This is a genomic window from Actinoallomurus acaciae (genome assembly GCF_042429965.1).
Lineage (GTDB): Bacteria > Actinomycetota > Actinomycetes > Streptosporangiales > Streptosporangiaceae > Actinoallomurus > Actinoallomurus acaciae.
Map to the genome: position 1 here is coordinate 1 of NZ_JBHLZP010000293.1, position 11812 is coordinate 11812.

10 protein-coding genes are annotated in these 11812 nt (G+C 72.3%); 3 read left to right on the forward strand and 7 right to left on the reverse strand.

The window, feature by feature from the left end:
* The 6 genes from ACFFNX_RS30995 to ACFFNX_RS31020 form a co-directional block, all read right to left on the reverse strand.
* Nucleotides 1–1916 (reverse strand): FtsK/SpoIIIE domain-containing protein (locus tag ACFFNX_RS30995; RefSeq protein WP_378209416.1); only part of this gene is annotated, 1916 nt, incomplete at its 3' end.
* A gap of 37 nt (nt 1917–1953) precedes the next feature.
* The gene (locus ACFFNX_RS31000; protein ID WP_378209417.1) at nt 1954–2214 is read right to left on the reverse strand and encodes a hypothetical protein; all 261 of its coding nucleotides are present in this window, start codon (nt 2212–2214) and stop codon (nt 1954–1956) included.
* A 73-nt stretch (nt 2215–2287) separates the two neighbouring features.
* Entirely contained in the window at nt 2288–3112 is an 825-nt protein-coding gene (locus tag ACFFNX_RS31005) for a biotin--[acetyl-CoA-carboxylase] ligase (RefSeq protein ID WP_378209418.1), read from the reverse strand.
* A gap of 172 nt (nt 3113–3284) precedes the next feature.
* On the reverse strand, nt 3285–4274 hold the full coding sequence (locus ACFFNX_RS31010) for an NYN domain-containing protein (protein ID WP_378209419.1): 990 nt from the start codon (nt 4272–4274) through the stop codon (nt 3285–3287).
* A gap of 59 nt (nt 4275–4333) precedes the next feature.
* Entirely contained in the window at nt 4334–4774 is a 441-nt protein-coding gene (locus ACFFNX_RS31015; RefSeq protein WP_378209420.1) for a GNAT family N-acetyltransferase, read from the reverse strand.
* A 30-nt stretch (nt 4775–4804) separates the two neighbouring features.
* The gene (locus tag ACFFNX_RS31020) at nt 4805–7381 is read right to left on the reverse strand and encodes a phosphoenolpyruvate carboxylase (RefSeq protein WP_378209425.1); all 2577 of its coding nucleotides are present in this window, start codon (nt 7379–7381) and stop codon (nt 4805–4807) included.
* 134 nt (nt 7382–7515) lie between these two features.
* Here ACFFNX_RS31020 and ACFFNX_RS31025 point away from each other — a divergent pair, with 134 nt between their 5' ends.
* The 3 genes from ACFFNX_RS31025 (at nt 7516) to ACFFNX_RS31035 (ending at nt 10974) form a co-directional block, all read left to right on the forward strand.
* The gene (locus ACFFNX_RS31025; protein ID WP_378209421.1) at nt 7516–9120 is read left to right on the forward strand and encodes an acyl-CoA carboxylase subunit beta; all 1605 of its coding nucleotides are present in this window, start codon (nt 7516–7518) and stop codon (nt 9118–9120) included.
* 12 nt (nt 9121–9132) lie between these two features.
* Nucleotides 9133–9339 (forward strand): acyl-CoA carboxylase subunit epsilon, encoded by a 207-nt coding sequence (locus ACFFNX_RS31030; RefSeq protein ID WP_378209422.1) that lies wholly within the window; start codon nt 9133–9135, stop codon nt 9337–9339.
* A 471-nt stretch (nt 9340–9810) separates the two neighbouring features.
* Nucleotides 9811–10974 carry a YncE family protein gene (locus ACFFNX_RS31035; RefSeq protein ID WP_378209423.1) on the forward strand — a complete coding sequence of 388 codons (1164 nt, stop codon included), beginning with the start codon at nt 9811–9813 and terminating at the stop codon, nt 10972–10974.
* 619 nt (nt 10975–11593) lie between these two features.
* On the opposite strand, the gene ACFFNX_RS31040 is transcribed toward ACFFNX_RS31035, so the two are convergent.
* Nucleotides 11594–11812, reverse strand: a 219-nt coding sequence (locus ACFFNX_RS31040; RefSeq protein ID WP_378209424.1) for a hypothetical protein, incomplete at its 5' end; no start/stop codon positions are given.

Sequence of the window (11812 nt, forward strand, 5' to 3'; positions counted from 1 at the left end):
AGGTCGATCAGCTGGCCCACGACGCCCTCGCCCGGCGGCTGGACCGGCACGCTCATCAGCTCGGGCACGTGGGCGCCGTCGAAGATGCGCGGCGGCGCGAGCTGTTCGGGCCGCTGCTGCCACAGCTCGCGCTGGAGCTTGTCGAAGGTGCCGGGCGCCCCGGCGTCGGGCAGCCGGGCCACGCGGTTGGCCTGCCGCGCGCCCGACTCGGCGTTGACCACGGCGCAGAACCGCGCGACCTGCTGGGCGGCGAGGTTGTCATCGGCCAGGATGCGCCGCGCCTTGGGCAGCGCGACGCGCAGCGTGAACTGGTCGAGGATCGCGCCGCGTCCCCAGAGGGACTGCACACCGCCGACGTTCTGGCTGGCCAGGACGAGGTGGATGCCCTGCGACCGGCCCCGGCGCGCGAGGTCGTTGAGGAGGAACAACGACTCGTCGGTGAGCCGGCCCGACTGCTGGATCAGCACCTGGAACTCGTCGATCACCGCGACGATGCGCGGCCAGTGGCCGTCGGGATCGGCGGTGCGCAGCTCCTCGATCTTGGTGACCTCGTGCTCACGTGCGGCGGCGCCGCGGCGTTCGAGCTCGTGGCCGAGGAAGCGCAGCAGCGCCAGGCCGAACTCCCGGTCCTGGTTGATGTTCACGCCGATGAGCCGGGCGTGCGGCAGCCACGTCTTGTCGGTGCGCCCGCTGGCCAGCCGCGCGAACGACACGCCCTCCTTGAAGTCGAGCAGGTAGAACTCCAGCTCGTCCGGGCTGTAGCGGGCGGCCAGCGAGCCGATCAGGCCGTACAGGAAGTTGGTCTTGCCCGAGCCCGGCGGCCCGCCGACCAGCGCGTGCACCGGATCGTCGCCGAGCAGTACCTCGACCGCCTCGTACCGGTCGACGTCCTCGCCGATCGGCGCGCGGACGCCCGGCGCCGACGACTCCTCCCACATTCGCGGCGGCAGCAGCTCGGCGAAGCGCGGCGGGTCGCGCTCGATGCCGACCCACCGGGCGGCGCGCTCGCAGACCGCGCGGACCAGGTCGGGGGGCGGCGGCTCGGCGGTGGCCTCCAGCTCGCCGGTCATCGACGTCCGTATCGCGCCGTCCGCGCCGACCTCGATCGTCTCCAGGCCGGGTGCGTGCTCCAGCGTGACGTCACGGCAGATCACGTGGATGCCGCAGGCGGAGCCGGCGTGCATCACGCTCTCCAGATGGGCGATCTCGTCGTCGCGCAGGCCGCGCACCGGGGCCTGCACGATCACCACCCGCCAGGGCTCGGGCCGCCGCCCGTTCGCGGCGGCCAGCTCGGCGAGTGAGGCGTGCCCGCCGCCCAGCACGTCGCGCTGGATCCGCCGGATGTCGCGGTCGAGCGACCGCAGCAGGTCCTTCAGCTCCTCGACCCCGTACACCGTGAGCAGGCCGGGCCGGGACAGCGCGTGAAAGCCGCCGAGGCCGGCGCCCAGCCGGCGCGGGTCGTACAGGCTGATCCGCACGGTGCCCGGCCGCGTCGTCGCGACGATGCGGGCCAGCAGGGAGTCCACGACCGCGTCGGCGGTGGCCAGGTCGTCGCCGACGACGCGCAGGTGACCGGCGTCCAGCAGCGGCACCAGCGCGGGGATCCGGCCGTCGATCGACCCGACGCGGTAGAGACACGGCCCGTCGTCGCTCGGCTCCGGCTCGGACGGCCACCGTGTCCACGGGGCCGAGGCCGCGCCGGGGGCGACCTCGCCGGCGTACCGCTGCCAGCGTTCGAGGACCGCCTCGGTCTCCGGGCCGCTCGTCGCGGCGGCCTCGGCGCGGGCGCGTTCGACGGCGGCCTCGGACCCGGCGATCGTCTCGTCGAGGTCGTTCCTGCGCGCGCGGATCGTCGCGCGTGCCTGCCGGATGTCCTGCCGTACCGCGGCGAGGAGATCAGCGGGCTTTAATGTCATTTTGGGATTCCTGGGACGTGCACGCGCGTCGGTGATCTCAAAGCCCGTCGGAGTATTTGTTGGCCTCTTCGACCGCCGCGGCGATCTGCGCCTGGCATTCGCCGATGCTCTCCACCGCCTGCCCCATCGCCCCCAGGGAACCCTCCAGCGCGTCGTGCTCGCTGCCCTGCGCCACGGCCACCAGGAACTGCAGTGCGGCCTCGGCCCGGCTGCCGGCCTCGACGAGCAGCTGCACGGCCTGCTCCGCCTCTTCGCCGGCCTGGGCGATGGCGCCCTTGACCTCCGCAACACTGGCCATGCAAGAACCTCCGGGGGGACGGATTACTTAATCATTAAAGCGGCGCACCGCAGGGCGGTCCAGTTGACGTCAACTATCGGACATGTACGACATCTCCCGCATTGAGAAGATGTTCCCCATCGTCCGCGCGAACCACCAGGCGACCGGCCTCTTCGACGTCGATGGCCTCCCCGACGAGCGTCGAACCGCCGGGCAGCTCGACGCGCACCCGCCGGCCCAGCGTGCCGCACATCGCCCGATACGCCTCGCGCAGCGGCGCCTCTCCGCTCGTGCGAAGCTCACCGTGACGGGCCTCCAGCGCGCGCAGGATCGCTCGAAGCAGCGGATCGCGGTCGGCGGGCGCCTCCTCGATGGCCAGCGACGTCGCGGTCGGCACCGGCAGTTCGTCCGCGCGGAGACCGACGTTCAACCCGATGCCGACGATCACCCCGGTCTCCACTCGCTGGGCCAGGATGCCGGCCAGCTTGCGGTCGCCGATCAGCACGTCGTTGGGCCATTTGAGCGTGGCCTCGGCCATCCGGCCGCGGCCGAAGCCCTCGACCTCGGCGAACCCCCGCAGCGCCGACACGACCGCGACGCCCGCCACCAGCGGCAGCCAGCCCAGCCGCGTGACGGACTCCTCCTGCGGGAGCAGGACGGAGAACGCCAGGCCCGACCGCGGCGGCGCCGACCACGTGCGGCCCATCCGGCCGCGTCCCGACGTCTGCGCCTCGGCGACCAGCACCAGGCCCGGCTCGGCGCCCTCGCGGGCGAGGTCCGCCAGGTCGGTGTTGGTCGAGCCGGTCTCCTCCACCACGCGGATCTCGCGCCAGAGCCCGCCGGGCCGGACCAGCGCGCGGTTCAACGCCCGCGCGTTCAGTGGCGGCCGGTCAAGATCGGTGTACGGGGAGTGACTCACGGCAGAAACCCTAGAGCACCTGACATGCCCCCCGCCCTGAGGGTCGGGGGTCCTGCCGCGGCTGGGTGGGTTTCTGCCTCAACGCGCCGTACCGGGACCAAGGTCCGGGTCTTACGTGCGCCCGGCGAGACGTCCAGACCTTCGACCAGCGGCATCCGGGCGCGGTCGGTCGTCAGCGCGGTTCCCGGCCCGAGACACCGACGCCGAAGTCGAACTCGCGGTAGACGCGGGCCCAGAACCCCTCCCGCAGCCAGTCGCGCGCCTCCTTGTACGGGCGCAGGGAGTACCCGAGCTCCTTCTCCCCCTCGATCAACAGCTCCTTGTCGATGACCGTGGGCAGCATCTTGCCGGGCAGCAGGTCGCGGATGTTGTCGCGGCCACGGGTGAGGATCCACTTGTGCGCGATGTGCTCGCCGATCTCTTCCATCTGCTGGCGCGACGGGCCGAGCTTGGCGACCGAGCCCGTCTGGGCGACCTGCTGGCGCATCGACGCCGGTGTCGGCACCGGGCGGGGCGGACGGCCGCCGAACACCGCGGTGGGCGAGGGGATCGGGGGCGCCGTGGGCGTCTCCTCGGTCTCCTCGCGCGTGGTGTCGAGCTCGAAGTAGGGCTTGACGAACTCGGCGTCCACGACGTCGACGGTGTCGGACTCCCAGATCAGGCGTTCGGCCTGGTTGGTGCCGTACGGTGGCTCGACGCCCCACAGGTGGATGCGGACGCCGTAGGTCTGGGCCGCCTCCACCGCGGGCACCATGTCCTCGTCGCCGGCGATGAGGATCGCGTCGGTGACGGCGCCGTGCCGGGCGAGCGTCTCCAGGTCCTCGCGGATCTGGGCGTCCACGCCCTTCTGCTGGTTGTGCTTGTTGAGGTTGCCGAGGCGGAGCTTGACCCGCGGCAGCGGCGCGACGACCCGCTGGTCGATCGTGGGCACCCGGTCGCGCGCCGCGTCGAACCAGTAGACGCGCAGCAGCTCACCGCGCATGCACGCGGCGGCGCGCTCCTCCAGTGCCTTGATCAGCCCTTCGGCGTTCACGCGGTAGGACCGCCGGGAGGAGATGCCGAACAGCAGGTCACCCGCCGCGGCGTAGAGGTATCCGACATCGACGAGGATGGCGAAACGCGGGAGCGGCGAGAGGTGAGGCACTGGTTCGCGAACAGTCATCACCCCTGACTCTAGGTTAAACAGAGCTCTCCGTCCCGGGTTGCTTCCTTTTACCGGTGCTACAACTCCTTGCGCATATGCACCACGTGCCGGCCCTCCAGAGACTCCCGTCCGGTCTCACGGTAACCCAGCGACTCGTACAGCCCGATGTTGGAGACCATCTTCTCGTTCGTGTAGAGCCGGAGCTCGGACAGCCCCAGTGACCGGGCACGGAACTCCGCGAACGCCATGAGCCGCCGCCCCAGGCCGCGTCCCTGGCGGTCGGGCCGGACCGCGACGTTCTCCACCAGCAGGACGTCGTCGTCGGTCCCCAGCACGATCAGCGCGTCGACCTCGCCGTTCTCCAGGACGTGAACGCGGCCCCGTTCGATGAGGTCGCCGTAGTCGGCGACCATCGGGAGCGGAACCGCGCCGATCGTCTCGACCCACGGCTCATAGGCCGTGCGTACGATCGTCTCCACCGCCGCACGGTCGGGAGCCTCGGCCCGCCTGATTCCCATGACGTCAGTCAACCGCCCGTCCGGCCGGGATCATCCCGTGTTCTGCAGACCCGCCGCGACGCCGGCCGCGGCGAGCAGCAGGAGATCCTCGACCTTCGCCCGCTGCGCGTCGTCCTCGATCCCGGCGCGCAACTCCTGCAGCGCGCGCAGCTGGAGGTGGGACAGCGCGTCGACGTACGGGTTGCGCAGCTCGACGGCGCGGGACAGGACGTTGCGGTCCTCCAGCAGCCGCGTGTGGCCGGTGACCTGGAGCACGAGGGACCGGGTCCGGTCGTACTCCGCCAGCACCGCCGCGGCGAGGTCCGGCCGGTCGCCCAGCGCGAGGTAGCGCTCGGCGATGGCCCGGTCGGTCTTGGCCAGGCTCATCTCGGCGTTGTCCAGGAGCGCGGCGAACAACGGCCACGAGGAGTACGCCTCGCGCAGCTCGTCCAGGTCGTCCACGGCGGCCAGCCCGCTGCCCAGGCCGTACCAGCCGGGCAGGTTGACCCGCGTCTGGGTCCAGGAGAACACCCACGGGATGGCCCGCAGGTCCTCCAGCGAGGCGGTCGCCTTGCGCCGCGACGGGCGCGAGCCGAGGCGCAGGCCTCCGATCTCGTGCAACGGGCTGACGTGCGCGAACCAGTCGGCGAAGCCCTCGGCCTCGACCAGCGACCGGTAGGTCTGCTCGGCCGCCGCGCTGATCCGGTCGGCGAGCGGGCGGAACCGCTCGGCCGCCGCCAGCGCGCGATCCTCGATCCCCGGCGTGGAGGCCAGCAGGACCGCGCTGGTCACCTGCTCGACATGCCGCCGGGCGATCTCCTTGTGGCCGTAGCGGGCGAAGATCACCTCGCCCTGCTCGGTCACCTTGAACCGTCCCGCGACCGAGCCCGGCGCCTGGGCCAGCACCGCGCGGTTGGCCGGACCGCCGCCGCGGCCGAGCGCCCCGCCGCGGCCGTGAAAGAGCGTGAGCCGGATGTCGTGGCGAGCCGCCCACGAGGCCAGCGCCGCCTGCGTGTCGTACAGCTTCAGCGTCGCCGTCGTCGGGCCGAGCTGCTTGGCCGAGTCGGAGTAGCCGAGCATGACCTCCAGCCGGCGGCCGGTCTCCAGCAGCCGCCGGCGTACGGGCGCGAGGCGCAGCATGCCGTCCAGCACGGCCGGCGAGCGATCGAGGTCCTCGCCGGTCTCGAACAGCGGCACGACGTCGAGCACCGGCGGCTTGCCGCCGACGGCCGCGTGCTCGGCCAGCTCGTAGACGGTGGCGACGTCATCGGCCGTACGCGTGAAGGAGATGACGTACCGGCGGCAGGCGTCGACGCCGAAGCGCTCCTGCACCCGGGCGATGACGCGCAGCGTGTCGAGGACCTCCTCGGTCTGCTCGCTCAACTCGCCGCCCGCCCGGACCTCGGCCAGCGCCTGCTCGTGCACGCCGGAGTGCTGGCGGACCTCCAGCTCGGCGAGGTGGAAGCCGAACGTCTCCACCTGCCAGATCAGGTGCTGCAACTCCCCGTACGCCTGGCGTACGGCTCCGGCCTCGACCAGGGAGTCCTGGACGATGCGCAGGTCCGCGAGCAGGTCGACCGGCGTACGGTAGCCCAGGTCGGCGTTGCGCCGCCGGGTCGCCTCGATGCGCTCGGCGGCGTAGAGCAGGAGCTGGCGGTGCGGCTCGCCGGGCGAGCGCTTGCCGATGTCGGCGATCAGGTCGGGCTGGGACGCGCGGGCGCCCGCCAGCACGCCCGGCAGGGCGGCCGAGGCCGGCGTGGTGCTCTCGTTCGTGGTCAGCGTGCGGCCGACCCGGGTGCAGGCGGCACCGAGGGCGCGCAGGACATGGTCGGCCTGGATGCCGATCGCCTCACGGGTGATCTGCGCGGTGACATACGGGTTGCCGTCGCGGTCGCCGCCGATCCAGCTGCCGAACCGCAGGTACGGGCGGGCCAGCGGAGGCCGCGCGCCGGTGCCGGGGGCCAGCGCCGTGTCGAGGGACCGGTAGATCGTCGGGACGACGCGGAACAACGTCTGGTCGAAGATCGCCATCGCGGTGCGGACCTCGTCCAGCGGGTCCGGCTTGGTACGGCGCAGCGGCGACGTGCGCCACAGCAGGTCGATCTCCTCCAGCAGCCGCCGCGTGATCTCCTCACGCTCGCCGCTGCTCGTACGGGGGTCGTTCAGCTCGGTCAGCAGGGCGCTGACGCGAAGGATCGCGGTGACCACGGCACGGCGGCGCGCCTCGGTCGGGTGCGCGGTGAGGACCGGGTGCAGCTCGAGATCGTCGAGGAGCCGGCCGATGCGCTCGTCGCCGATCCGGCGGACCGCGTCGTCGACGGACTCGCGCAGCGGCTCGCCGCCGGTGTCGCGCTCGCGCAGCGTGCGGATCCGCTGGTGTTCTTCGGCGAGGTTCGTCAGGTGGAAGTAGACGGTGAACGCGCGCGCGACGAGTTCGGCACGGTCCAGTGGCCAGCCGCTGACGATGGCGGCCACGTCGTCGACGTCCTTCTCGTCCTTGCGGGCGGAGATCACCGCATGCCGCAGGGCCTCGACGTCGTCCAGCAGGTCCTGTCCGCCGTACTCGACGAGGACCTGACCGAGAAGGGAGCCCAGCAACCGCACGTCGGCGCGCAGCGGCTCCGGCATCTGCTCACGGGCGGAGTTTCGAGTCGACACGCGATTCAGCGTAGCCAGTCGCGGTCGGTGCGCCGGAGACCGTCTCGCGGGCTGAGATCACCCCCGTCGGCGGCGCTCATGATCCGGCTGGCTAGTCTGGCGGGATGGCCACGCAAGCCCCAGAGCCACTGCCCGCCGCCGAGATCGACATCCACACGACGGCGGGGAAGATCGCCGACCTGGAGCGGCGCCGCTACGAGGCGGTGCACGCCGGGTCCGCGCGTGCGGTCGAAAAGCAGCACGCCAAGGGCAAGATGACCGCCCGCGAGCGGATCGACGCCTTCCTCGACGAGGGGTCCTTCGTCGAGTTCGACGAGATGGCACGGCACCGCGCCCACGGCTTCGGAGTCGAGAAGAACCGCCCGTACGGCGACGGCGTCGTCACCGGCCACGGCACGGTCGACGGCCGCCCGGTCGCGATCTTCTCGCAGGATTTCACCGTCGCGGGCGGGTCGCTCGGCGAGGTGTTCGGCGAGAAGATCGTCAAGGTCATGGACCACGCGCTGAAGACCGGCTGCCCGGTCGTCGGGATCAACGACTCCGGCGGCGCGCGCATCCAGGAGGGCGTCGTCGCCCTCGGCCTGTACGCCGAGATCTTCAAGCGCAACACCCACGCCTCCGGCGTGATCCCGCAGATCTCTCTGGTGCTGGGCCCCTGCGCGGGCGGCGCGGTGTACTCGCCCGCCCTGACCGACTTCATCGTCATGGTCGACCAGACCTCGCACATGTTCATCACCGGGCCGGACGTGATCAAGACGGTCACCGGCGAGGAGGTGACGTTCGAGGACCTCGGCGGCGCGCACTCGCACAACACCAAGTCCGGCGTGGCCCACTACCAGGGCTCCGACGAGCAGGACGCCATCGACTACGTCAAGGGGCTGCTGTCCTACCTGCCGTCGAACAACATGTCCGACGCGCCGGTGTACGACACGCCCGCGCCCCTGGAGGTCCTCGACGAGGACCTCGAACTCGACACGCTCATCCCGGACTCGCCGAACCAGCCGTACGACATGCACACCGTCATCGGGCACGTGCTGGACGACGGTGAGTTCCTCGAGGTGCAGCCGCTGTTCGCGCCGAACATGGTGTGCGGCTTCGGCCGGGTCGAGGGCCGCTCGGTCGGGATCGTGGCCAACCAGCCGATGCGGTTCGCCGGCACGCTCGACATCGACGCCTCCGAGAAGGCCGCCCGGTTCGTCCGGACCTGTGACGCCTTCAACGTTCCGGTGCTGACCTTCGTGGACGTGCCCGGCTTCCTGCCCGGCACCGACCAGGAGTGGAACGGCATCATCCGGCGCGGCGCCAAACTCCTGTACGCCTACGCCGAGGCGACGGTGCCGCTCGTCACGGTGATCACCCGCAAGGCCTACGGCGGGGCGTACGACGTCATGGGCTCCAAGCACCTGGGCGCCGACATCAACCTGGCGTGGCCGACCGCACAGATCGCGGTGATGGGCGCGCAGGGCGCGGTCAACATCCTGTACCGGCGGGAACTGGCCGCCGCCGACGACCCGGACTCGCGCCGCGCCGAGCTGGTCACCGAGTACGAGGACACGCTCGCCAACCCCTACATCGCCGCCGACCGCGGTTACCTCGACGCGGTGATCAAGCCGTCGGAGACGCGCGGTCAGATCGTCCGCGCCCTGCGCGCCCTGCGCGACAAGCGCAAGACCCTGCCGCCGAAGAAGCACGGCAACATCCCGCTGTAGATGGAGGCGCGCATGGCCCCGTTCCTGCAGATCGTCCAGGGCGATCCAACACCGGAGGAGATCGCCGCGCTGGTCACCGTGCTGACCGCACGCGCAAGCGCGGCAACCGCGCCGCCCGAGCCCCGGCCACGTTCGGCCTGGTCAGACCCTTCCCGACGCCTCCGCCACACGCTGCCGCACGGCCCGGGCGCCTGGCGAGCCTCGTCCCTACCGGCCTGACCCCGCCCGCACGAGCGACCACATCCGCTCCCCGCGATGAACCACCACCGCACGACCCGCGCACCCGACCGACCCCGTCCCTACCCGACCGACCCCGTTCGCGCGAGCGACCACATCCGCCCTCCGTGACGAACCGCTACCGCACGACCCGCGCCTGACCGACCCCGCCTCTGCCGGGCTGACCCCGCCCGCACGAGCGACCACATCCGCTCTCCGCGGTTAACCGCCACCGCAGGACCCGCGCGCCCGACCGGCCCCGCCCGCACGAGCGACCCACATTCTCTCTTCGCGATGAACCGCCGCCACACGGCCCGCGCGCCTGGCGAGCCTCCCCCTACCCGATTGACCCCGCCCGCCCGTGCGCGCGACCGCATTCTCTCTTCGTGGTTAACCGCTCACAACCTGTCGTCGAGCGAGTAGAGTCCGTCCTTTGTGGGAAGGTCCCGACGAACGCCCGGTGGCCCAGCCGCCATGCCGCTGGCGCTCGTCGTCGTGTTCGCCGGGCTCCTGAGCGGGTGCCGGTCGCCGGTGCCGTTCCGTGGCCGGCCCGGACCCGACTCTCCGGTCGCCGGGCTCGGCGCTCCGGTGCCGTACGTCCGGCCGACGCACTCGCCGCCCGTGGTCGACCAGCGCGGTGACCTGCCCGACGCGCCGCCGGACGTCTACGCCGCGCCCCAGGCGGGGATGCTGAGCCCGGCCGTCCGCGACCTGCCCCGCCGGGTGTACGTCCCGGACGCGCGCGGCAGATCGGTCGAGGTCATCGACCCGGCGACCTACCGTGTGCTGCGCCGGATCCCGGTCGGCCGCGCGCCACAGCAGGTCGTACCCTCGTGGGACCTGAAGACCCTGTGGGTGACCTCGCCGGGCGGCCTGGTGCCGATCAACCCTCGCACCGGCAAGGCGGGGCGTACCGTGCCGGTGGCCGCGCCGTCGGACCTGTACTTCTCCGTCGACGGCCGCGAGGCCTTCCTGCTGGACTCCCGGCGCGGGCGGATCGACGTCCGCGACCCGGACACGATGCGGCACCGCCGCACGCTGCGGATGCCGTGCGCGGGCCTGACCCACGCCGACTTCTCCGCGTCCGGCGACACGCTGGTCGTCGGCTGCGCGCGGTCCGGGCGCCTGGTCCGGGTGGATCTGCGGCGATATCGGGCGGCCGGCACTCTCACGCTGGCGCGCGGCGCCGATCCGCAGGACGTCCGCCTGTCACCGGACGGTCGGACCTTCTACGTCGCCGATGCCGCCCGAGGCGGGGTGTGGCTGGTCGACGCGGCCCGCTTCCGCAAGAGCGGCTTCATCCGTACGGGCCGGGGCGCCCACGGCCTGTACCCCAGCCGCGACGCCAGCGTGCTGTACGTGACCAACGGCGGCGCGCGGACGGTGTCGCTGATCTCGTTCGCCCGCCACCGGGTGACCGCCCGCTGGCGCGTACCGGTGTCGCCCGACATGGCCGGCGTGTCCCTGACCGGCCGGGTGCTGTGGCTGTCGGCGGAGGCGAACGACGCGGTCTACGCACTCTCGACCCGTACGGGCCGCCCACTGCGCAGGATCGCCGCCGGCCCGGGCCCACACGGCCTGTGCGTCCACCCCCAGCCCGGCCGCTTCTCCCTCGGCCACACCGGCAACTACCGCTGACGCCGCAGGGAGGACAGCCCCCAGAGCCCGCCGCCGGTTGCCCAGGGACACCCCGCACGTTCGTACGTACCGCGACGGCGTGCCCGGGGTAGTGGTCAGGCGGCGAACAGGTACCGGAAGTCGGCGCGGACGCGCGCCCGCACGGTGTCGGACGCCACCCGGCTCGTCGAAGACGACCTGGGCGCCCGGAGAGAACGAGACGGCCGCCACCTCGGACACCGCCGACGGCGACACAGCGCCTGAACGACCCACGGAGCGGAGGGCGCCCGTAATGCCCGTCCGCGACACGACCACCAACGACACCGAGGGGCCTGAACGACCCACGGGACGGAAGGCACCCTTTAATACCCGCCCACGACACGACCACCGACCACCGACCACACCGAAGGGCCTGAACGACCCGCAGGACGGAAGGCACCCCCAATACCCACCCACGACGTCAAGAGGCCTGAACGCCCCGCAGGCAGTGTGCTCGACCGCCAGCGGGTCGCCCCCGCCCCCCGTACCGCGCTGCTGCTGGGCCGCGTGCTGCGGAAGGCGCCCGTGTTGCCCGCCCGTGATGCGGCCGCCGTGGCGGCGGGGATCGTCGCCGCGAGTGTTCGTCGTCCGGTCGGTACCGTCAGCCCGTGCCGCCGGCGGCGACGCCGCGCCACTGGGGCAGGAGTTCGTCCACCAGGGCCTCGGTCTCGGGCTGCATCTGTTCGGTGTACGGGTCGGCCGCGACGCGTCCGCGCAGTTCGTCCACCACCTCGCGGAGCTGGGCCGCGTCGCCCGTCGCGTGGGTGGCGCGGAGCAGGTCGCGCCACAGGCCCTCGTCGCCCTCCGCCAGCCGCAGGCC